General features: G+C 39.2%; 20 protein-coding genes. 6 read left to right on the plus strand and 14 right to left on the minus strand.

Translation table 11 applies throughout. From position 1 onward, the window contains the following. Positions 1 to 26: 26 nt before the first annotated feature. Both AC6JAD_RS00720 and AC6JAD_RS00725 read left to right on the plus strand, forming a co-directional pair. The gene (locus AC6JAD_RS00720; protein WP_461304114.1) at positions 27 to 698 is read left to right on the plus strand and encodes a sulfotransferase family 2 domain-containing protein; all 672 of its coding nucleotides are present in this window, start codon (positions 27 to 29) and stop codon (positions 696 to 698) included. A gap of 68 nt (positions 699 to 766) precedes the next feature. After that, on the plus strand, positions 767 to 1,615 hold the full coding sequence (locus tag AC6JAD_RS00725; RefSeq protein ID WP_461304115.1) for a sulfotransferase family protein: 849 nt from the start codon (positions 767 to 769) through the stop codon (positions 1,613 to 1,615). Position 1,616: 1 nt separating this feature from the next. Here the strand turns inward: AC6JAD_RS00725 and AC6JAD_RS00730 are convergent, their stop codons facing one another. From AC6JAD_RS00730 to AC6JAD_RS00795, 14 genes are read right to left on the minus strand one after another with little or no spacing between them, the layout of a single operon-like run. Further along, positions 1,617 to 2,309: a glycosyltransferase gene (locus AC6JAD_RS00730; protein WP_461304116.1), complete on the minus strand. Its 693-nt coding sequence runs from the start codon at positions 2,307 to 2,309 to the stop codon at positions 1,617 to 1,619. 6 nt (positions 2,310 to 2,315) lie between these two features. Continuing rightward, positions 2,316 to 3,542: a glycosyltransferase family 4 protein gene (locus AC6JAD_RS00735; RefSeq protein WP_461304117.1), complete on the minus strand. Its 1,227-nt coding sequence runs from the start codon at positions 3,540 to 3,542 to the stop codon at positions 2,316 to 2,318. A 2-nt stretch (positions 3,543 to 3,544) separates the two neighbouring features. Further along, complete coding sequence (locus AC6JAD_RS00740; protein WP_461304118.1) at positions 3,545 to 4,546, minus strand: glycosyltransferase family 2 protein; 1,002 nt, start codon at positions 4,544 to 4,546, stop codon at positions 3,545 to 3,547. Positions 4,547 to 4,553: 7 nt separating this feature from the next. Further along, positions 4,554 to 5,798, minus strand: coding sequence for a glycosyltransferase (locus tag AC6JAD_RS00745; RefSeq protein WP_461304119.1), 1,245 nt, complete (start codon positions 5,796 to 5,798; stop codon positions 4,554 to 4,556). 35 nt (positions 5,799 to 5,833) lie between these two features. Further along, the gene (locus AC6JAD_RS00750; RefSeq protein ID WP_461304120.1) at positions 5,834 to 6,511 is read right to left on the minus strand and encodes an alpha/beta fold hydrolase; all 678 of its coding nucleotides are present in this window, start codon (positions 6,509 to 6,511) and stop codon (positions 5,834 to 5,836) included. Beyond that, positions 6,504 to 7,265 carry a sulfotransferase domain-containing protein gene (locus AC6JAD_RS00755; RefSeq protein ID WP_461304121.1) on the minus strand — a complete coding sequence of 254 codons (762 nt, stop codon included), beginning with the start codon at positions 7,263 to 7,265 and terminating at the stop codon, positions 6,504 to 6,506. The genes AC6JAD_RS00750 and AC6JAD_RS00755 overlap by 8 nt, the downstream gene beginning before the upstream one ends. Beyond that, the gene (locus tag AC6JAD_RS00760; protein WP_461304122.1) at positions 7,262 to 7,954 is read right to left on the minus strand and encodes a sulfotransferase family 2 domain-containing protein; all 693 of its coding nucleotides are present in this window, start codon (positions 7,952 to 7,954) and stop codon (positions 7,262 to 7,264) included. The genes AC6JAD_RS00755 and AC6JAD_RS00760 overlap by 4 nt, the downstream gene beginning before the upstream one ends. A 9-nt stretch (positions 7,955 to 7,963) precedes the next feature. Continuing rightward, positions 7,964 to 9,238 carry an ABC transporter ATP-binding protein gene (locus AC6JAD_RS00765; protein ID WP_461304123.1) on the minus strand — a complete coding sequence of 425 codons (1,275 nt, stop codon included), beginning with the start codon at positions 9,236 to 9,238 and terminating at the stop codon, positions 7,964 to 7,966. Next, positions 9,238 to 10,107, minus strand: a complete 870-nt coding sequence (locus AC6JAD_RS00770) for an ABC transporter permease (RefSeq protein WP_461304124.1) — start codon at positions 10,105 to 10,107, stop codon at positions 9,238 to 9,240. The genes AC6JAD_RS00765 and AC6JAD_RS00770 overlap by 1 nt, the downstream gene beginning before the upstream one ends. Beyond that, a complete protein-coding gene (locus tag AC6JAD_RS00775) occupies positions 10,107 to 11,087 on the minus strand; it encodes an SDR family oxidoreductase (RefSeq protein WP_461304125.1) in 981 nt (326 codons plus the stop codon). The genes AC6JAD_RS00770 and AC6JAD_RS00775 overlap by 1 nt, the downstream gene beginning before the upstream one ends. Next, a complete protein-coding gene (locus tag AC6JAD_RS00780) occupies positions 11,087 to 12,373 on the minus strand; it encodes a nucleotide sugar dehydrogenase (RefSeq protein WP_461304126.1) in 1,287 nt (428 codons plus the stop codon). The genes AC6JAD_RS00775 and AC6JAD_RS00780 overlap by 1 nt, the downstream gene beginning before the upstream one ends. 1 nt (position 12,374) lies before the next feature. Beyond that, positions 12,375 to 12,968: a sugar transferase gene (locus AC6JAD_RS00785; RefSeq protein WP_461304127.1), complete on the minus strand. Its 594-nt coding sequence runs from the start codon at positions 12,966 to 12,968 to the stop codon at positions 12,375 to 12,377. A gap of 35 nt (positions 12,969 to 13,003) precedes the next feature. Continuing rightward, a complete protein-coding gene (locus tag AC6JAD_RS00790) occupies positions 13,004 to 15,466 on the minus strand; it encodes a polysaccharide biosynthesis tyrosine autokinase (protein ID WP_461304128.1) in 2,463 nt (820 codons plus the stop codon). 10 nt (positions 15,467 to 15,476) lie between these two features. Then, positions 15,477 to 16,271, minus strand: coding sequence for a polysaccharide biosynthesis/export family protein (locus AC6JAD_RS00795; RefSeq protein WP_461304129.1), 795 nt, complete (start codon positions 16,269 to 16,271; stop codon positions 15,477 to 15,479). A 107-nt stretch (positions 16,272 to 16,378) separates the two neighbouring features. On the opposite strand from AC6JAD_RS00795, the gene AC6JAD_RS00800 reads away from it, so the two are divergent. The 4 genes from AC6JAD_RS00800 to AC6JAD_RS00815 all read left to right on the plus strand — a co-directional run bounded on the left by AC6JAD_RS00800 (position 16,379) and on the right by AC6JAD_RS00815 (position 22,051). After that, positions 16,379 to 18,238 carry an ABC-F family ATP-binding cassette domain-containing protein gene (locus AC6JAD_RS00800; RefSeq protein WP_461304130.1) on the plus strand — a complete coding sequence of 620 codons (1,860 nt, stop codon included), beginning with the start codon at positions 16,379 to 16,381 and terminating at the stop codon, positions 18,236 to 18,238. Positions 18,239 to 18,245: 7 nt separating this feature from the next. After that, positions 18,246 to 19,016, plus strand: a complete 771-nt coding sequence (locus tag AC6JAD_RS00805) for an O-methyltransferase (RefSeq protein WP_461304131.1) — start codon at positions 18,246 to 18,248, stop codon at positions 19,014 to 19,016. Between the two features lie 53 nt (positions 19,017 to 19,069). Beyond that, entirely contained in the window at positions 19,070 to 19,756 is a 687-nt protein-coding gene (locus AC6JAD_RS00810; protein ID WP_461304132.1) for an ABC transporter ATP-binding protein, read from the plus strand. A gap of 633 nt (positions 19,757 to 20,389) precedes the next feature. Continuing rightward, the gene (locus tag AC6JAD_RS00815) at positions 20,390 to 22,051 is read left to right on the plus strand and encodes a SusD/RagB family nutrient-binding outer membrane lipoprotein (RefSeq protein ID WP_461304133.1); all 1,662 of its coding nucleotides are present in this window, start codon (positions 20,390 to 20,392) and stop codon (positions 22,049 to 22,051) included. The last annotated feature ends 70 nt before the right edge of the window (positions 22,052 to 22,121 follow it).

Here is a 22,121-nt window from a genome sequence, read left to right on the forward strand (position 1 = left end):
TGAAGAAATAGTACCTTTGTCCGAACATGATATCGAGGGAACACAACTTCATTTTTATTCACATTCACAAAACAGGAGGTACCAGTATTGAAAAGAAATTGGGACATTTCGATACTTTGAAGCGTGATGTACAGGATCATAGATCCCTTGCAGATATTGAGGAACTTACAGATCGGGGTTTTTACTTTAAGAAGTTTTTGTATTCTATAAAAAAGGGGAAGTCTCAATTGGCACAAAAGAATCTCTCCCTATTCATTTCACCTATGCTAACCAAAAAGGAATTCGATTCGTACTACAAATTCTCTTTTGTCCGTAATACTTGGGGACGCCTGTATTCTTGGTATGCCAACGTTATGAGGGATGAATTACATAGGGAACGATATGGCATTACGGATCCCAATTACACATTGTATTCCTTTCTGAAGGAAAAAATTAACCCAGAGAACTTTAATCAATTGCACTTTCTCAAGAATCGACAAGGTAAGGTTGAAATGGACTTTATTGGCAGGTTCGGAAACCTTCAGGAAGATTTCAGTAGCGTATGTGAACGTATCGGTTTGGAAGATAGCCAGCTTCCTAAACTGCTCATAAGCAATAACAGTCATTATACGGAGTTCTACGATGAAAAGACCATCGATTTGGTTAGTGAACTTTACAAAGAAGAGATCGCTTATTTTAAATTCGAATATGGCCAATAATAATTGTAATTTCCTTTCCTGTAATCTGATAAAGGACTACCGAGCAATCTCGTGAACAAACTAATTCGTTGAAAAAAACAGACATCCATACGCCAGACTTTATTATTGTAGGAACCATGAAATCTGGTACTACCAGTCTTAAACAGCACCTTACCAACCATAAAAGGGTGCATTTGGCTTATAAGGAACTTCAATTTTTCAGTCGGAAGCAAAATTTCCAAAAAGGACTGGAATGGTATCAGGAGGAACTCACCAAAGGATGGAAAGAGGGTGCTAAAATTATTGGGGAAAAAACCCCAGAATACGCACATAACCCTTATACTCCAAGAAGGATATCCGAATCCTTTCCCGATGTAAAACTAATTTGGGTATTTAGGAACCCAATAGACCGATCCTATTCCAATTATATGCACAACCTGAGGTATGGTGAGGAAGTTTACTCCTTCGAAAAGGCGCTACAAAAAGAAAAAAGAAACAAAAGGGATCCATACCTTCATTATTTAAAACGAAGCACATACCACGAACAAGTTCAAAATTTTCTTGACTTCTTCCCGAAAGAACAGATGCTATTTGTGCTATTTGAAGACCTCATACAGCCCTATGGCCCGGATCATGTATTGAACGAGGTTTTTCAATTTTTGGAAGTATCACCCCAAGACTTTGACTTTGACGAGGAACCAAGAAACAAAACCATCTTGCCGCGATTCCCCTATTCGCTCTATTTGGCCAAGAAATGGGGTTTGACCAAAAGTTTTAAGATGAATCGTTTTCTAAACTATATGAATTTCTCGAATAAGAAGCCGGGCTACCAAAAACTCAGTCAAAGCCAGAGGGAGAAACTAGTAGATTATTTTAAACCTCATAATGAAAAACTGGCAGCCCTGATCGGTAAGGATCTATCCATTTGGAATCAGTAATCTAATCCGAAATTTCAATATCCTCACGTTTCCCAAAATTTCCCGAATTGTTCAATTGAATATAAGGTTTGGTAATCCATACCTTCTTTTTGATCTGTTTAAAAAGCTGCTTTAGAAAGAAAAAATCGCCTGCCTTCCAACAGTCCCATTTGGCTTTGTCTTTATGTTTGCTGTGAAAGGTAAAGCAAGGGGCACCAATATGACTTAATTTTATCATTTCCCGGGCCATATGGTCCTGAGGTGGGAGTACCTTGCCATCAGGATATCGCATTTGCCAAAGGATAATGGTATTTCTCGATGCATTCCGAATATGGCCGACGATGTCTTCCAAGGCACTGGAATCTATAAAACGATCATCGTCATCTAAAAATAAAACCCAACCGCTGTCTACTTCATTCAATAATGTATTACAATATAGATTGTAGGGGGCGAACTTAAAATTTGCCCTTTTACCTGCATTTTGCGGGGCTTTGGAAATGGGGGTAACTTTTACCACATCTACCCCAGTATAATCCTTTAAGTAGTCTAAATCTTTATCATTGTCATAGGATACTATATGACGTACGTTTTTATATGTTTGATTCTCTATCGATTCACGGCACACACGAAATCCTTTCGGACGATTGGATGTCCTGGTCAATATATTGATTACTGGATTTTTGTCTTGGGAGGAGCTCCACAAATGATTCCACATAGTGTGCTAGGGTTTGTTGGTGTATTCCTTATACAAAGTAAGCAGTTTTTCCATAATCACGTCTTCATCATAGTGGGTGAGCACATGATTCCTATTATCACTTCCTATTTTTTCCCAATTCTCCCTTTGGGAAAGCATTTGAAGTATTCCATTTGCCAGTGCCTCGGTATTCTCAGGAATCACTATACAGTTTTCTTTAGGGATCATGTCCCTAACAGATCCTACATCTGTTGCCACAACGGGCAAGCCACAACTTTGGGCTTCCAACAATACAGTGGGTAAGGCTTCCCCACGACTGGACAATAGATACAGATCCGCTTTTTGATACAGTTCCTTAATGACCTTACTCGGTTGCCAGCCATGAAAAACAACCCTGTCTTCTATTTGCAATTGTTTTGTCAACTCTACTAATGAGGCCTGTAAAGGACCATCCCCAACCAAATGCAGGGTGAGGGCTTGTTCATGGTATTGTTCGCAAACCATTTTAAAAGCCGAAATGGCCACATCGTATCCTTTCACTTTCATGAGGCGTCCTACGCTTAGGATATGAATCCCTTCTTCATTTACTTCCATAGACGGGGAGAAATACGCTGTATCTATGCCATTGGGAAGCGAAACCAATTTACTATCAACTGCTCCCATTTCCTTTAAGGCTCGAGTATTATAATTGGAAATAGAGATGATACCATCTACATGCCTGAACAGTTTATTGTAAATTCCTTTATTCTCTGGTTTCAGTCCCTCTCGTATATCTACACCATGAAAGGTTGTGATAAATGCAATGGGAAGTCCTATTTCCTTGAGGAAGACCGCTTCATTACCAATAAATCCATAATGAGCATGTACGATATCAATTTTGTTATTCTGAATGAATCTGAGTAGGTAAAAGTTTTGGAACTGTAAAGAAGCTCTTCCAAATTTAAAAAAGTTAAGGGTTTTTATATATCTCCCAAAGTCTTTCGTACCTATCATTGAAAATAGGATCGCAACGACATTGAGGAACCTTATCATCCAGCTTTTATGCAAAAGATCATTATTGGAAATACATTTCCCGTAAAGGTCATAAGTCTCAAAACCTTTAAGAGCCTTCATTTGTTTAGGCCGTTTGTGCTTTGCATAAACATGTACTCGACACCCTTTGTTTAGAAGTCCTACAATATGGTTTCTGATAAATGTTTCCGAAATGGCCGGAAAGTCATGCACCCAAACTAAAACGTTGATTTTTTGTTCCATGCTCAATTGGAAGGAAAGATACGGGAAAGCAAAAACTTATTCAATCGATAGAATCCAAAACCAGGGGTATCCTGTAATTGATATCGATCTACTCTTCTTAACAAGGAAAGGTAAAAACACTCTTTCCTACTGAATAATTTGGTTTTCCAAGCCAATCGTACGAACCCTTTATATAGTTGGGGTCGTCTTCTATTATGTACGAACCGTTTCAAAGTCTTTAGAAACATTTTTCTTAAAAATGGTCTACGCTCATGAGCAGTAAGTATTCCGGTAATATGCGCACCGTCATACTTTTTTAGATAGTATCGGATAGCTTTCAGCGCTCCCTCAATGAAACCCTCATCATGAAATTTAGTTTGCGCATCATCTGTATGATAAAAGAAATCTACCTCAAAAATACGTTTAACATTACATCCTGAAAGTAATAAGCTTGTATGGAAATCGACATCTTGGAATCGCAAGAGGCGTTCATCGAATTTGTTTCCAGCATGAAACACCTCCTTTCTCCAAATGGGACTCGTAATTTGCCAAGGTATGTCATAGGAGAGGAACATCTCTAAATAGGCTTTGTTGGAAGGTATTGATGGATCCTTATTTACAATCACATTCGTGCCCTCATTACTCTTTTCCTGGGTAGAAAAGATAAGCCCGTCCATCGTTTTGTTTTCTTCCAAATACCTTAATCTATTTTCGAAACAAGTAGGTGCAATGGTATCATCGCTATCCAAAAACATCACATAATTGCCCGTACTTTTCTCAATACCTAGGTTTCTACAGGCATTCGCTCCTTTTGGTCGATCTTGAGGACGCACCAGCCATTTTATTCTATCGTTCTTATCCAGCCAGCCTCCAACAATGGCTTTGGTGTCATCGGTGCTTCCATCATCGATCACTAAGCACTCCCAATTTTCATAGCTTTGGTTTACAATAGATTGTAAGGTTCTTCCAATCGTTTGCGAGCGATTAAAGGTGGGAATAATGATTGTGACTTTTGATTCCTCCATAGAATAGTTAATGGCAATTTCGATAAATATCTATTAGTTTATCGCCCAATACCATATTATCGTAATTTTTCTGAACGAATCTGCGCCCTTCCCTTCCCATCGTATTTCTGAGGTTGTCGTTGTTCAATAAAAGTGTGATTTTATCAACATAAGCCTCTATATCGCCTTCCTCAACGACGAATCCAGTTTTATCTTGTAGTAAACCATATTTCATACCTCCTACATTAGAAACCACAACCGGTAGTTTCATACTTTGAGCTTCTTGTATTACCAAACCCTGTGCTTCTGCCCTTCCATTGTTGGGATCCTTAATTCCGGGTAATATGAAAACCGATGCCTTATCCATTTCAGATAAAATAATGTTTTGTGGTTGCGAGCCCATTAGTACAACATGGCCCTCCAAATTGTAAGTTTTCACTTGATCTTTCAATTGGTCTTTCATTTCACCATCTCCAATAAGGACCAAGCGAATTTCTGAAAAGCCATTTTTAACCAAACGATTAACAATTTCAATAGCGGTATCTGGTGCTTTAAGTGGTATTAGTCTTCCGCAAAAAATGATGGTTTTACCGTCCTTTATTTGTCCATCGGACTTAAAGTAATCGGTATCTAACCCCACAGGAAGTATATGTATTTTTTCGCCTTCTACTTCCATTTTCACCAACACTTGTTTCAGATAATCCGTATTCACCGTAATAACATCACTGAAATTGAAAATATGACGGTAAATCAGCTGATAACGCGATACTTGATTTGGGATCAGGCCATATCCATGAAATGTGGTGACCAAACGGGTTTGCTTTAAAAATCCGAGATACTTTAAATAGGCGATCCTTTTGGCGTTTACTCCAAAATGCACGTGCACAATGTCGAAGTCCTTTCTATTTACGAACCACTTGGCTTCATAGAAGATAGATAAATTAAGTGCCTTTCTTCGAAACTTAAAAATGTTTAATGATCGAAAATAGGTTTTAGCGTTGATTCTGAACAGGTTTTTAAACGTAAAACCCAAAAAGAAAATTAGCCTTTTTAATATCGACTCAGGTTTTGCTTTAAACACATGCGTTCTGGAGAGCAAATCATATTCTACAACCTTGGGATGCAAGGTCTCATCATCGCCGGGGTAATATGAAAAAATGGTCACTGCGTGACCTGAGTCCAATAAAGAGGTTATCTGGTTTACGATAAACGTTTCGGAAACCATCGGAAACCATCCGACGACAAAAGCGATATTTAGTTTTTTTGAACTCAAGTTAAAAAGACAATTGCATTTATTAAACCAAAAACTTACTCAAATCCTTCTTCAAGGTATTTTTTAAGGTCGCCATTATCCCGCAAATATCGAACTACGGAATGATCTTGATCCTCAACGGGAATTAATTTCACATTTGAAAATCGATTCAAACGTTCAGCATGCAATGTATCCAATTTATCGGATGCCCCGAAGAAGATATTGACTCGACCAGAAAATTCATTGTGCTTTTTTAAGTGGGATGTAAGATTTAAGGCAGCCGAAAAAGGGTTCCACCTAGACACTGCAGATAGTTGTTTCTGCCATCTCCTGTCTCTGTAGCGCAATCTTCTAAAAGAATCTATAAAAGTTTGGGGCGAGAAGGCCAAAATCCTATCTACTTTAAGTAATACTCCAAAGTAGATGGCTGCATACCCACCCATAGAATTTCCCAAAAACACAATTCTCTTATAATCACCCTCTTTGATAAGCTGATTAAGTCTACGCAATAACTTTTCCCTAGAGTTTATTTGTTCATCGGATCCTTTCTGATACCAGCATTGATGATGGTCTCTAACAAAAATCTTGTCGCATGGAATACTTTCTAGGGTTCTCTTAAATTCAAAAATGGGCATACCATACCCTTTTTTCACCCCACCAAATGAAATCAGTAGGAAATGACTTCCATTTTTTTCAACAATGACAGAATCGCTATCCAGTGCTTCATTATTCATTGAAGTATCTTTCTTGATATTTTTGCGGAACCAAACTGTTTATATAATCTATGTCCTCTGGGGTAAAGTTGCTTTTCCAGGCATCTTTACGTGCCTTATTCGGCAGTAGGCCCACAGGGTCACTTACGGCATCTATGGAAGTTTCGTCAAGCTGAAGCTCTTTGAAAAAGGTTTTTCGAATTTTTTCATACTGACTCACGGGTGCATCGACAAGGTCCTCATATCTAACAATAATAATATTGGCATTACCATGGGCAAAATCTTCCCATGCCATCACATGTTCCAACCAGTGCTCAATACTATTTTTTCCGGTATTCCTTTTTCGTGCGGGACTTCCCCTCCAGTCCAAAGGAGTTCTTAGGAATTCGCTAAAAGAATCCGGCCTGTGTTCTCCGTGAACAAAATTCGGTGTTTTCCAAATAGACCATGCAACCGCCCTTGGGTCCCTCACGATATAGATCATTAATCCTTTCTCTTCGATTTGATCTGGAAAATAATGACTCCCAAATAACTTACCATAGGGATTCCCTTCCAATTTTTGTCTTCTATCAGACCAATGCCCCCAAATCACGGGTTTGATCAATAAATCCATACCGGGATAAAAATTCCTTCCAATAAAGGCTTCCAAAAAATGTGTTCCTGATCTGGGGTGTGAATACACCTTTAACAAACCCTTTCCCGAATCATCCACAGTAGTGGTTGGTTCCTTTTTCTTCCCAAAGAGAATATGAAATATGTTGCCTACCTTACTCAAGATATCTTAAGAAAAGAATAGTTCATTAATTGTTTTTCCCTGGCCCAAACAACATCTACCAATTCTTTTTCCTTTTGGCTTAACACTTCGGAATGATGCCGCTTGTCCTTGCGAAATCTGGATTTTGTTTTCTTTGGTGGCATGCTCAATTTCTTGGGAAGGTCTAATTTTTCGGTCAAGGTATGTAAGGCTTCCCCTAATTCTTCAAACTTAAAGATATGATCTACTGCGATTACTTTATCAATTGTATACTGGTCGAAACCTTTAATAATTTTCAACCCACCCTTCAAAATGAAATCTTCTATAGAGTCATACACTTCGTTTCCTCCTTGATGAAAATAAAGTGAAATGAGCTTATCATACGGATTCCTTTCGAAGCAGAACTTGTAATAGGAATCATATACCTCGGCCCCAATCATTTCCTTTATTTCCAAACACGACATGTGGTTATAGAATTCGACCTCCTCAAATTTTTTACCAAAAAATGAGCTGGAATCCAGTTTTCTTTTCATTTTATAATTTCTGGGGCCTGGAAAACCTAATTCCATCCTGTGTTTTTCATCCTCCATAGAAATTGGAGTTATGATATCCTGTTCTCCACAATATTCGCTCAAGGCAATTTCCAAAGAAGTTCCCGCCGTCTTTTGGGTTTTAACAAAGATGAACTTATGGGTATGGTTAATAATCATAAAGTGCCGTTATTTCAGGGTTATGGTATGATCTACCAAAACTCCATTTTTCGAATATTGCTGTTTCCCCGTTCCAAAAAAATCACCTCCTACCACATCGAATTCCATAGCCATTTCAATATCATCAATAAATTCATGAGTCGTGGCACAAGTTAATCTAATACTAAATAGTCCATTGGGTAATGGCAGCCTTGGAATATGACAATGCAAGTATTGGTCGTTGCCAGAAGAAACATTTAATAGCTGAGAAGAAAAGGCATTGTTGCACATAAAGCGAACGACTCCATCATTATCGCTAATTTGAACCCGGAACCTAAGCCCCTTCAATTCTTCTTCACTCCTAAAGCTAACTTTTATAACATATTCATTACCAGATAACAGGTCTTTTACTTCAACTTCTTTTTCGTCATATATTTTGCAGTCGGTAAAACGAAATATATCACCTCCAACCCTATCGGTTCGTTCCGCTATGTTTTGACCCGCCTGTTTTTTTCCTTTCGAAAGATATGTACTTACCACATCTTCTATATTGCCTTCAAAGGCAATGGAGCCATTTTCCAGCAATATTCCTCTTGTACAAAGACTTTGCACGCTTCCCATATTGTGACTCACAAAAAGAACGGTCCTTCCTTCTCCTGTAGAAATATCCTGCATCTTCCCAATGGCCTTTTTCTGAAACTCGGCATCCCCAACAGCTAATACTTCGTCAACCACTAGAATATCCGGTTCCAAATGTGCTGCAACTGCAAATCCCAATCGCACGGTCATACCACTGCTATAGCGCTTGGTTGGGGTATCTATATACATTTCGCAGCCCGAAAAGTCTATGATCTCGTCGATCTTGGCATTAATTTCGGCCCTTGTCATACCCAAAATAGCTCCGTTTAGGTAAATGTTTTCCCTTCCCGTAAGTTCTGGGTGAAAACCTGTTCCAACTTCAAGTAATGAGGCAATCCTTCCCCGACTCTTAATGACACCGGTAGTTGGAGTGGTAACCCGGGACAATAATTTCAATAGGGTAGATTTTCCAGCACCATTCTTACCAATGATTCCAAGGATTTCCCCTTGCTTTACTTCAAAATTGATATCGCGTAATGCCCATACATATTCGTGGGTGGCCTTCTCGCTTCTATCATTTACAGCACCCAAAGACAAATAAGGATCTTCCTTTCCCCTAATACGATGCCAAAAACGATTGAGATCATGACGAACCGTCCCCAAGCCAACAAGACCCAAACGGTATTGTTTGCTAATATTTTCGGCTTTAAGAATCACTTTACTCATTATACCGTGTCAATAAATGTTTTTTCCGTCCGATTGAACATCACCAAACCTATTAAAAACAATAGAATCCCGAGGACAGCAATACCTCCTAATACATTCCAATTAAACTGAAGTAAATCAGTACCGAATAGTGCATACCTAAATCCTTCTACTATATGCGCTAACGGATTATAATCTACCACCCAAGCAAACTCAGGCACATTTTTTTTCAACGCTTCTATGGGGTATGGAACTGCAGAAAGATACATCAATAATTGCATAGCAAACCCAAGCAAGATGGATACATCCCTGTATTTGGTGGTCATTGTTGAAAATATCATTCCAAGACCCAAACCATAAATAGCCATGATTATAACATATACTGGAATTAAAAGCACATGCCAATCCGGAGTGACCATATCTTCCTTGGTATAAACATAGAATATGTAGAACCCTATAAGAATTAGCATTTGTATAGCGAATTTCACCAAATTGGATATCACTTTTGAGAGGGGAACGATAAAGCGTGGGAAATACACTTTTCCAAAAATCCCTTTATTGGCTTTAAATGTAGCAGCAGTACCATTAAGACAAATCTTGAAATAATTCCATGCCGTAATTCCTGCCAAATTGAACAAAAATGCAGGTATAACCCCTGTATTAATTGAGGCTACTTTATTGAAAATTAAGGTGAAGATTACAGAAGTAAAAAGTGGTTGAATAAAAAACCACAATGGGCCCAGCACTGTCTGCTTATAGACAGTTATAATATCCCGTTTCACAAAAAGAACCAATAGATCCCGATAACGCCAAATTTCCTTGAAGTTAAGATCTATCCATTTCCTTTTGGAAGAGATTTCGAACAACCATGATTCATTCTTGGTACCCATTATTTATTAAATACGTTCCATGTAATCTTAAGACCCTCACTTACCGAAAATAATGGTTCATACCCCATTAATCTTCTCGCTTTCGAAATGTCGGCTAATGAATCCTTAACATCGCCTCTTCTAGGTGGGCCATAATTGGCATGAATATTTTTACCTGAAATATTCTTTAAATCGCTCCAAAGCGTATTTAAACTAATACGCTCCCCAAAAGCAATGTTGAAAACTTCATTGTTGGCTTCTTCCGATGCAAAGAATGCTTTTATATTTGCTTGAACGGCATTTTCAACAAAAGTGAAATCCCGTGTTTGTTCTCCATCGCCATTAATGGTTGGCGCCTCTCCATCCTTTGCTGCTTGCATAAACAATGGAATTACTGCCGCGTAGGCACCTTTCGGACTTTGTTTAGGGCCAAACACATTGAAATATCTGAGGCCTATCGTAGGCGTGTCATAGGTCTTATAAAACACATCGGCATACAATTCGTTTACCAATTTGGTCACGGCATACGGACTTAGGGGTTTTCCAATATTTCCCTCAACCTTAGGCAAAGCCTTGCTATCGCCATACGTTGAACTGGAAGCCGCATAAACCATGCGTTTAACCGTATCGCTTTCATTTTGTGCCACCAACATATTCAGGAATCCGGAAACATTCACTTCATTCGAAGTTACCGGATCGTTAATAGACCTCGGAACCGATCCCAAAGCCGCTTGATGCGACACGAAGTCGATACCTTCCATTGCCTTTTTACAAACTGCCAAATTCCTGATATCCCCTTCCATAAATTCGAAAGATGGATGCCCTTCGAACTCTTGCAGGTTAGAAGCAAACCCAGTAGCAAGATTATCTAACACACGTACTTTCTTTGCTCCATTGACCAATAGGTATTGTACGATATTGGAACCTATGAAACCGGCTCCTCCTGTAACTAAGAAAGAATACCTCGAAAGGTCTTCACTATGATAAGGGGTTGTATACATTAAAGTCTTCCGTCTATGATACTTTTATCCAAAAATGATTTCACATCGAATATTACCGATGTATTGTTTTTATATTTATTCAAATCCAAATTACCAAATTCCGAATGGGAAACGGCCAAAACGATAGCATCATAATCCTGATGTAGGTCATCGATATTTGAAATAAGGGATTTGCCAAATTCATGATTCACTTCCTCGGCATTCGCCCAAGGGTCGTAAATATCTACTTGCAAATTGTACTTCTCCAATTCGGAAATTACATCTATAACCTTGCTATTTCGGATATCGGGACAATTCTCCTTGAAGGTAATTCCCAACATCAAAACTTTTCCATTTTTAACCTTGCAGTCTTTCTGGATCATTAATTTCACCACCTCATGCGCCACATAATTGCCCATGCCATCATTCATTCGTCTTCCGGCCAATATGATCTCTGGATTATATCCTTCTTCCATCGCCTTTTGGGCAAGGTAATAGGGATCTACCCCTATACAATGACCTCCTACCAATCCTGGCGTAAATTTCAAAAAGTTCCATTTGGTACCAGCAGCAGCCAACACATCCTGGGTGTCTATATCAAGCAACCTGAAAATCTTGGACAACTCATTTACAAAGGCAATATTGATATCGCGTTGTGAATTCTCAATTACTTTGGCCGCTTCAGCCACTTTTATGGAAGGTGCCAAATGTGTTCCCGCAGTAATAACCGAAGCATATAATTTATCTACATACTGTGCCACTTCAGGAGTGGAGCCTGAGGTTACTTTTAGAATTTTGGTAACCGTATGTTCCTTATCTCCTGGGTTAATTCTTTCTGGTGAGTAGCCCGCATAAAAATCTTTGTTGAATTTCAATCCAGAAACCTTTTCCAGAATGGGGACGCATACATCTTCTGTAACCCCTGGATATACCGTAGATTCATATACAACGATATCCTCTTTTTTCAGCACCTTACCGACCGTGGCACTCGCCTTCTCCAAGGGTATTAATACCGGTTGGTTATGCTTATTCGTAGGAGTTGGAACGGTAATAATAAATACTGATGCATCTTCTAAGTCTTTGGCGTCTTCAGTTACCAAGAGTCCTTTATCATTTTCCATCTTCAATACCTGCTCCAATTGTGGGGTAGCTATTTCTAACGTATGATCCTGACCTTGTTTTAACTCGGATACACGTTCCGAATTAATATCGAAGCCGATAATCCTATATTTCTCTGCAAAAGCCACCGCGAGGGGTAAGCCTACATATCCTAATCCAATAATTGCTATGGTGGGTTGTTCTTTCATTCTATTTTTTTGTTACGGACTCCAAAATATACTTTATGTCTTTCCGTAAACTCCAGTTTTTTACGTATTCTTTATTGATGTTTACCTTATCGGGCCAAATCACTTTATCGTTATACGAATTTGGATCATCCTGCAAGATTAAAAGGGCATCTTCATTTTTATATTTTAATGTCGCAGGGCCCGTAAGGCCTGGCCGCACGGTGAGAATAATCCTATCGTCACCTTTTAGTGTATCGGCATAGCCCGGTATATCTGGTCTAGGCCCTACCCAACTCATTTCACCTTTTAAGATATTAAATAGTTGAGGCAGTTCGTCTAATTTCGTGTTCCTTAACCATCTCCCGAATCCCGTTTCGTGATTTTTCATCTCAACAACACTCACATGATCCGCTCCTTTTAACGACCTTATTTTGAATAGTTTAAATGGGACTCCATTATATCCTATTCGTTCCTGAACAAAAAGACCATTTTGTCCAGTGGATAACCATGCAATAAGGAGCAGCAAAATTAATGGAAATATCACAAACGGAAGTACAATGATAGAAATAGATAAATCAAAAATTCGCTTTGTGGTTTTTTGCCTTGAAGTGAGCATATAAACATGCTATTTATTCTTAATTGAATTCTTCCCTATTTCTTGCGGAATATCCTTAAAAAGCGTTGCCATCTTGTGGGCTGCTTATCTTCCTCATGATAGCCATGTCCATAACCATAACCATAGCCGTATCCGTAACCATAGCCATAACCGTACCCATAGCCATACTTCGCACGACCTTCAAAGAAGTTAAGTACGAAACTAATATTGGAGATTTCCTTATTCTTATATTTCTCGTTAATAAGACCGAACATACCCCGTTTCGTATAATTTTGGCGTACCATATAAATGGTAGCGTCTGCAAATTTCAATAACTCCAAGGAATCGGATACCAAGCCCAACGGAGGTGAATCTAAGACGATATAATCATAATTCTCCTTAAGACTGTTTATCAATTCTTCCATTTGATCACCCATTAATAGCTCAGATGGATTTGGCGGTATAGGACCAGCCGTAATTACATCTAGGGAAGGAACATTGGTACTTTGAATGATCTCATCGATTCCAGCATTTCCTATAAGGTAATTCACGACCCCAACATCATTATTGATATTGAAATCACCAAAAATCTTAGGTTTTCTTAAATCCAATCCAACAAGGACCGTTTTCTTTTCACTAAGGGCAAATACCGAGGCTATATTAATGGAGCAGAATGTTTTTCCCTCGCCACTAATGGACGAAGTTACAAGTACGGTCTTGGCGCCTTCAATACCTTGCTTCTTATAGATAAACTGTAAACTGGAACGCAACGCCCTAAAAGCTTCCGCTATTGCAGACTTTGGCTTACTAATTACCGCCAAATTGTTCTCCAACCTACTTTTTCCAATAATCCCTAAAATAGGGATCTTTGAGAGCTTTTCAATGTCCTTAACCGTATGGATTTTCGTATCAAAAAACACCCTAACAAAAACAAATAAGAAGGGAACAAAAAATCCAAATACCGCCGCTAATATATAATTCAACTGTGTATTCGGGCCTACCCTTCCTCCACCAGTGTCCTTCGCAGAGTCAATAATGAGCACATCACTAACGTTAGCGGCCTTCACCAAATTGGCCTCACTCCTTTTAGACAGGAAAAGGTTATAAGTATTCTGGCTTAATTGGTAACGTCGCTCAATCTTTATTAGTTCTTGTTGCTCTTTTGGAAGTCTTCGAATTTCAGCCTCGTATTTGGCAATCTCACGATTGATTCTAACAAGCTCCTGATTCTTAAGACCTTTACTGCTTCTGATATTTTCTAGGAGAACCCTTTTAATGGCGTCAATTTGCCGATCGATATCATCAAAAATCGGGGCCCCTTCCTTGTATGAGTATTCGAGGGTGCTTCTTTCCTGAGCCTTACTTACAATTTGAGCTACACCAGAACTTATACTACTTTCCCGAATTCCGGCAACCGATGGGGCTGGCACTTCCTTATAATCATTCCGGGTAATTAGGTAATTCTCGAGCACATCGTAGTAATTGAGCTCCCTGTTTACTGCTTCCTTACTAACATCCAAGCCATTGAGCTTCGAATTTATCTCTTTACCCTCATCATCTAAATTGAAAATAGCATTGCGATCCTTATAATCATTCAATTCATTTTCAACATCCAAAAGCTCTTTGGACTTTGCGCTGAGACTACTATCAATAAATCGGATGGTCTTAGTGGCAAATAAATTCTTTCGTGCTAACATATCGTCACTAAGGGTGCGAACCGACATGTTTAAATAGTCTACTAATTTAGCCTTATTGGTTCCCGATTTGCGCATTTTAAGGATGGAAGATCCATTCGATTCAGGAATTACAAAAACCCTCGAGTTTCTAGCTACAGCAACGTCAAAGCTCAAGAAATTAAAATAATAAGGGTAATCCATAGCCATCGGCATTTCTGGATTACGGATCACTGTTCCGCTAAAAAAGGGCAGCTTAATCTCTTCTCCTATTCTGAATTCCTGTTTAAACTGTTGCGCTGGTACAAATCGTCTTTTAAACTGCTTTTCAGCATTATAGATCTGCATCCTCTTTTTACCTTCTTGCTCAAATGATACTTCTAGGCTAAACGTAGTCGTATCCTTAAATTTTATAACAAAAAGGTTATTCAATACCTGTGGCTGTGCCGTATCTACTTTAATATAAAATGGAACTCGTTTATAGGCGTCAATCTTCTTATATTCACCATCCATCCAATAGGTTAAGTAATACTGGAGACGCTCTACTACTTTCTCATTATGCGTCCTGGATTTTAACGAAATAAGTGCTGTGTTCACCTTATCCGTAGTTCCTCCCCAATTAAAAGTTAAGCTTGTATTGGTAGTAAAGAAAGGATTCTGATCGTCCTTAATGGAAATTACATTCCCGATGGAATACACAGGAAGTTTTCTAACGTTTATGTAATAGGCTATCCCAAGTGCAATGGCAAGTGATATTAAAAACAAAGGCCAATAACTTAACAGCTTTATGAGGAACCCCTTAAAGTCGAATGTTGTTTCTGCTTCTTTAATCTCAAAGTCTTCCACGCTCGTCTAGCTATAACCTAATGAACAATAGTATGGTGGTTGTTAATGCTGTTAACACACTCAAAATAGTCGTAAATGATTGCAATCCAGTGGTTCCCGTACCCAAAGTCTTTTGAGGCAATGGGTTAATTATAATTTGGTCGTTCGGCTGAATATAATAATACGGGGAATTCATCGCATCAATAGTAGTTAAATCTATATGATGTACTTTTTGCCCCAAAGGGTATTGCCTAATGATAATCACATCCGTTTTATCGCCAGTAACAGGCACATCCCCACTATTTCCCAAAGCCTCCATTATGGTAGCCTGATCCCGGTAAATAATATTAGATCCAGGCCTTCGTATTTCACCATTTATAGTGTATCGAATCCCGACTAGCTTGACTGTTACGAATAAATTGGCCTCTTTCTTGAAATAATCTTTCAATAAACGCTGTTCGATGGAGTTTCTAACCTCATCCAATGTTAAACCAATCACGGGGATTTCCCCTAAAAGGGGCACACGAATATTTCCTCGGGTATCTACCTTAAAACCTTCATAATACAAACTCTCTTCACTTGAAGAATTTGGGTTAGATTCCCCTATAGGATTAAAAATACTGGCCAGTTCGTCATCCAAGGCTTTTACACGAACACTTATAAGATCATTAATCTGTAAACGATAGGGTTCTTGCGCCTTTCTTACGGGTAAAAGACTATCCTTCTCCTGCTCATTTTCCTGAAGATAAGTAATACGCTTTAAGGGAACACAAGAAGAAAGACAAACCACCACCAATAGGAAATAAACTATGTACTGGAACTTCATCACAAGATTGGGTTGTTAATCGACAAATATAGCGTAACCTGAGTAATAATGAAATATATTTTATTTTTCCTCTCCAAAATGCCTTTAATTTGCAGCAAAGCCGAAAAATGAATTACCTGTCCGTAGAGCAAATTGCAAAATCATATGGAGAACGTGTCCTTTTCAGAAATATTTCTTTCGGAATAAATGAAGGACAGAAGATTGGTTTTGTAGCCAAAAACGGAACGGGTAAAACTTCATTGTTGGATATTTTATCGGGTAAAGAAGCCCCGGATGAAGGTAATGTCGTGTATCGAAAAAACCTGAATGTTTCCTTTATTTCCCAAGAACCCAATTTAAACCCCAATTTAAGTATTGAAGAGACCATTTTTTCTTCAGAGAAACCTATTCTAACAGTAATAGCGAATTACGAAAAAGCCCTTAAAAACCCGGAAGACTCAGAACAATACCAAAAAGCCTTTGATGCCATGGATGCTTCTCAGGCTTGGGATTTCGAGACTACCTACAAACAGATCTTGTTTAAGCTAAAGCTCGAAGACCTCTCCCAAAAAGTCGCCAATCTAAGCGGGGGTCAAAAAAAGCGTTTGGCGCTTGCCAATGCCCTTCTTGCCCAACCCGACTTACTCATCATGGATGAACCTACCAACCACCTTGATCTTGAGATGATAGAATGGCTGGAAAGTTTTTTTGAAAAAGAAAACATCACCCTATTCATGGTAACCCATGATCGTTATTTCCTTGAACGGGTTTGCAATGAAATTGTGGAATTGGATGAAGGGAATTTATACAGTTACAAAGGAAACTACAGTTATTACCTTGACAAGCGAAACGCTCGGATTGAAAACTTTGAAACAGAGACCACAAAGGCAAAACAGCTCTATAAAAAGGAATTGGATTGGATGCGCAGGCAACCCAAAGCCCGAACGACCAAAAGCAAATCCAGAATTGATGATTTTCATGAAATAAAATCCAAGGCCCACCAAAGACGCAAAGACCATGAGATCCAACTGGAACTAAACATGGAACGATTGGGAACAAAAGTGGTCGAATTGCATTCCATATCTAAATCTTTTGACCAAAAAGTGATTTTCAATAAGTTCGACTATAACTTCCTTCGTGGTGAACGAATTGGCATCATTGGCAAGAATGGAACCGGAAAATCAACCTTCCTTAATATCATCACTGGTGATTTGCAACCCGATTCTGGCAAGGTTGTCATTGGTGAGACAGTAAAATTCGGTTACTATACACAGCAAGGAATCACTTTAAAAGACGGGCAGAAAGTTATTGATGTCGTGAGGGAATTCGGGGACTATATTCCCCTAAAAAAGGGAAAGCAAATATCCGCGCAACAATTATTGGAACGATTCCTTTTCGATCGTAAAAAACAATATGATTTTGTTGAAAAACTCAGTGGTGGAGAACGAAAGCGCCTTTATTTGTGTACTGTTCTTATAAAAAACCCCAATTTCCTAATATTGGATGAGCCAACCAATGACCTAGATATCGTCACCTTGAATGTCTTGGAGAATTTCTTATTGGATTTCCCCGGTTGTCTCATTGTAGTATCGCACGATCGCTATTTTATGGATAAAATCGTGGATCATCTTTTTGTTTTTCGAGGGGAAGGGACTATAGAAGACTTTCCGGGAAACTACAGTGATTTCAGAATTTACGAAGACAGTACTCCAAAGGAAAAAGAGGTTTCAAATTCGAAACCAAAGAAAGATTGGAAACAGGACCAAAGTCAAACCAAGCTAAGCTACAACGAACAAAAAGAATACAATAGATTAGAAAAGGATATTGCGAAATTGGAAAAGCAAAGGGAAGAACTTCAAAACCTGTTTGCGAGCCAGGATTGGGATGCAGAAGAAATTAACAAGCAGTCCATCAAACTTCAAGGGATGATTGACCAAATCGACGAAAAAACGGAACGTTGGTTTGAACTATCGGCAAAAATGGAATAATGCAGCTATGTGGCACCTTCTTAGGTCATATTTAAATTACCTACTCCATTCCACCAATAAACATGGGGTGCACTCCCCTTTTGTGTTTCAATTGGTCACAAAATGCTTTAATGACAGCGCAAACTATCCAGCCTATGCCAAGATCAAAAAGCATAGAACTGCACTACTAAAGGATGACCGGCAAATAGAAGTCCAGGATTTTGGAGCTGGCTCCAGGGTTTTTAAGGGAACTACCAGAGCCGTTTCAAAGATTGCTAAAAATGCGGGTGTTTCCTTTAAAAGGCAACGTCTACTTCATCGGTTGGTGAATTATTTTCAGATTAAGGAAGTGCTCGAATTAGGCACTTCGGTAGGATTGGGAACCTATGCTTTGGGATATGGAAATTACAACGTACATATACAGACTATAGAGGGCTGCCCAAATACAGCTAACGTGGCGGTGGAGCATTTCAGAAATCATGGAATGGAAAACATCGTGATGCACAATGAAACTTTCGATGCTTTCTTCCAACATAACAAGTCGATTTTCGATCTGGTGTACATTGATGGTAATCATGACAAGGAGCATACCTTGTCCTACTTTTATAAACTCTTGGAGCGAGTGCACAAGGATTCCATTTTAATTTTCGACGACATCTATTGGAGTCCCGAAATGACAGAAGCATGGAACGAAATAAAAGGGCACGAAAAGGTAACCGTGAGCATAGATACATTTCAATGGGGAATGGTGTTTTTTAGAACGGAACAACCCAAACAACATTTTACCCTACGTTTGTAACAACTATCTTATATTTACGTCTTACTGAAGTTCACCCAAACCATAGAAAAGGTATGAGCCTTGTCATTAAAATCCGAAACATAAAGCGCGATTTCCCTTTGGGACAAGAAGTTGTAAAGGTGCTAAAAGGAATTGATTTGGATATTGAAAGAGGGGAATATGTCGCCCTTATGGGGCCATCGGGTTCTGGAAAATCTACCTTAATGAACCTACTTGGTTGTTTGGACACGCCTACTTCTGGTTCCTATGAATTGAACGGACAGGATGTTAGCGTTATGAGTGATGACGAATTAGCAGAAATTAGAAATAAGGAAATCGGCTTTGTATTTCAAACCTTTAACCTGCTTCCCAGAACCACAGCATTAGATAACGTAGCCTTACCGATGATTTATGCAGGTGCATCCAAAAGCGTGCGCACTGCCCGCGCAGAGGAAGTGCTAACCGATGTGGGTTTGGCAGATCGTATGGATCATAAACCAAATCAGCTTTCCGGTGGTCAACGACAAAGGGTAGCCGTAGGCAGGGCATTGGTGAACAAGCCTTCCATAATCCTAGCTGATGAACCTACGGGGAATTTGGATTCGAAAACCTCTGTTGAAATCATGAAGCTATTCGATGAAATTCATGCTTCTGGAAATACCGTCATCCTGGTAACCCACGAAGAGGATATCGCTGCCCATGCGCACCGGGTTATTCGCCTTATGGATGGTATGGTTGAAAGTGATGTTAAAATTAAATAGGTATGCTTTGGATTGCTATTCTTGCCTTTTTGTTGTTAGGTATGCAACAGGCACGCAGTAGACATCGCAATAGCAGTAGGCTGGGTAACCGTGGCAGGTTTAGCTCAAGTTATCGTAAAAGAAAAGAAGAACGAAACAAGGAAGAGCATTTAGATTAATCTATTAAGTCACTTTTAATAAGCACTTGTCAGTAGATCTTAACTTCAGCCTAAACGGAATCATTTGGATTTTGAATTTCTCGCAACTATCTTAGCAGTATGGTAGATAAGCTACTCTCTAATCCTTTTTTTGTAGTGCTCGGGCTTATGGTCTTGGTTGGGATACTCTATTTTTGGAACAAAAAGAACAGCCAGAAAAATAGGGATCGAAGAAGAAGAAGTTTTCGGGAAAATTATTACGAAAGGAAAAAGGAAAAAAAAGATCAATAATCCCTTTATTGCTTCTGTTCAAGTACTCTCATTTTTCATAAAGCAAGACTATTGCCCCGGTTAAATCCTGTCGGAATTCACCAAATCAAAACTATTTCAGATCAATTTGTTATCACGTAAAAAATAATGTGGTCAATGCTTTGTTTTGAAAGACTCTTCTATGCGCACAAAACATTGGCTTGCTAACCTTAAAAAAGATAACACCATGAAAAAACCGATCTTGATTGCCATCTTAGCATTCATCACCTTCACTTCCTGCGAAAATTCAGATTTAGAGCTTCTGGATGACCCCAACAACATTACCCTTGAAAAAGCTGATCTAAACCGTTACACAAACCGAATTCAACTGGACTTTGCAAGTTTTATGAGACAAATGGGGCGAAACGCAGCTCAGGCTACGCGTGTTGAATATATGTTTGGTAGGAGTTACAACAACGTTTTTCAACCTGCCAGTTTGGATGGGGAATGGACTTTGGCCTACCAAAATATGTTTTCGGATATCGCAGCAGCCGAAAGTATCGCTTTGGAAGCTGAAGAAAACAAACACTTGGGAGTTATGAAGATTCTCAAGGCATACGCGTTAATAACCCTAGTCGATCATTTTGGGGATGTTCCCTTTTCTCAAATAACCAACATTGTACAGCACACCTCCCCCGTTGCAGATCCTGGTGGTGTAGTATATGGAGGAGCGATTTTATTGTTGGATGAGGCAAAGGAACACCTCCGTGCTGAGGGCAACAGTCTTGAAAATGATTTTTATTACAACAACGATTTTGATAAGTGGATAAAATTGGCCAACACCATTAAAATGCAAACCTATTTGGCAAGACGCCTTTTAGATGAAAGCATCATAATTAAGTTCAATGCAATAGCAAACAATCCTAGCAGCTATATTTCTACCGAAGCAGATGATTTTGCATTTCAATACGGTGTTAATGAAAGCAATCCAGATACACGACATCCTGGCTACAGTGCCGATTACACTGGAAATGGTGTAAGCCGTTACCGCTCTAATTGGTTAATGCATACCATGCTAGAAAATGATGATCCCAGACGTCGATTCTATTTTTACCGTCAAGTAGATTGCACTCCCGGTGCTGGATGTCCGCCAGATCAAGGAAGGCTTCCTTGCTCGGTGACACAAGTGCCTCCTCATTTCACAGCGGGCATGGTGTTTTGTTCCGTAAGTGAAGGATACTGGGGACGTGATCACGGCAATGCGGAAGGTCTACCACAGGACGGACTTCAAAAAACCGCTGGGGGGATTTATCCTTTTGGAGGGCGTTTTGACGGTGATGAATTTGAATCTGTTTCCTTGGGAATCGGAGGAGGCGGTGCTGGTATTATGCCGATAATGCTTTCTTCCTACGTAGATTTAATGCGTGCCGAAGCTTCCTTATCACAAAATAATGCGGGAGCGGCAGGGAATGCATTGCGTTCCGCATTGCAGAAATCAACACAAAAAGTAGTTGGGTTCGCTAGCTTGGATCCAGACGCCAATACCGAACTGATTCCAGATGCGGCAACAATCAATAATTTCATTGCTAATGTTGTTGGTGAATTCTCTTCGGTAGACACAAATGGAAAATGGGAGATTCTGGGTAACCAAACCATGATAACAAATTACGGAAATGGGCATTTAGGATACAATTTCTACAGAAGAACGGGCTTTCCGTATCGCGGTGTAAATCCAACACATGCCTTGCAATTTAATGTTGAAGCGAATCCAGGGACATTCATTAGATCATTCCTGTATCCTGCGATTGAAGCCAACGTAAACAGTAATATCACACAGAAACCCAATGTGAGCTTACAGGTGTTCTGGGACAATAATCCGCCATCACCTTCATTTCCTCCAGCAAATTAATTAGATCGCAATTATTTGTTTAGTAAAAAGTCCCGTTTCATTAGGGTTATACACTTTCGGAATGGGACTT

It is taken from the genome of Aureisphaera sp. (assembly GCF_059726885.1).

Coding starts and splice junctions, on each gene's coding strand:
- AC6JAD_RS00775 (WP_461304125.1), bottom strand. CDS start 11,087: ATGTATACAACCCCTTATCATAGTGAAGACCTTTCGAGGTATTCTTTC.
- AC6JAD_RS00795 (WP_461304129.1), bottom strand. CDS start 16,271: ATGAAGTTCCAGTACATAGTTTATTTCCTATTGGTGGTGGTTTGTCTT.
- AC6JAD_RS00760 (WP_461304122.1), bottom strand. CDS start 7,954: ATGATTATTAACCATACCCATAAGTTCATCTTTGTTAAAACCCAAAAG.
- AC6JAD_RS00740 (WP_461304118.1), bottom strand. CDS start 4,546: ATGGAGGAATCAAAAGTCACAATCATTATTCCCACCTTTAATCGCTCG.
- AC6JAD_RS00800 (WP_461304130.1), top strand. CDS start 16,379: ATGAATTACCTGTCCGTAGAGCAAATTGCAAAATCATATGGAGAACGT.
- AC6JAD_RS00765 (WP_461304123.1), bottom strand. CDS start 9,238: ATGAGTAAAGTGATTCTTAAAGCCGAAAATATTAGCAAACAATACCGT.
- AC6JAD_RS00735 (WP_461304117.1), bottom strand. CDS start 3,542: ATGGAACAAAAAATCAACGTTTTAGTTTGGGTGCATGACTTTCCGGCC.
- AC6JAD_RS00805 (WP_461304131.1), top strand. CDS start 18,246: ATGTGGCACCTTCTTAGGTCATATTTAAATTACCTACTCCATTCCACC.
- AC6JAD_RS00785 (WP_461304127.1), bottom strand. CDS start 12,968: ATGCTCACTTCAAGGCAAAAAACCACAAAGCGAATTTTTGATTTATCT.
- AC6JAD_RS00770 (WP_461304124.1), bottom strand. CDS start 10,107: ATGGGTACCAAGAATGAATCATGGTTGTTCGAAATCTCTTCCAAAAGG.
- AC6JAD_RS00730 (WP_461304116.1), bottom strand. CDS start 2,309: ATGTGGAATCATTTGTGGAGCTCCTCCCAAGACAAAAATCCAGTAATC.
- AC6JAD_RS00815 (WP_461304133.1), top strand. CDS start 20,390: ATGAAAAAACCGATCTTGATTGCCATCTTAGCATTCATCACCTTCACT.
- AC6JAD_RS00780 (WP_461304126.1), bottom strand. CDS start 12,373: ATGAAAGAACAACCCACCATAGCAATTATTGGATTAGGATATGTAGGC.
- AC6JAD_RS00750 (WP_461304120.1), bottom strand. CDS start 6,511: ATGAATAATGAAGCACTGGATAGCGATTCTGTCATTGTTGAAAAAAAT.
- AC6JAD_RS00810 (WP_461304132.1), top strand. CDS start 19,070: ATGAGCCTTGTCATTAAAATCCGAAACATAAAGCGCGATTTCCCTTTG.
- AC6JAD_RS00720 (WP_461304114.1), top strand. CDS start 27: ATGATATCGAGGGAACACAACTTCATTTTTATTCACATTCACAAAACA.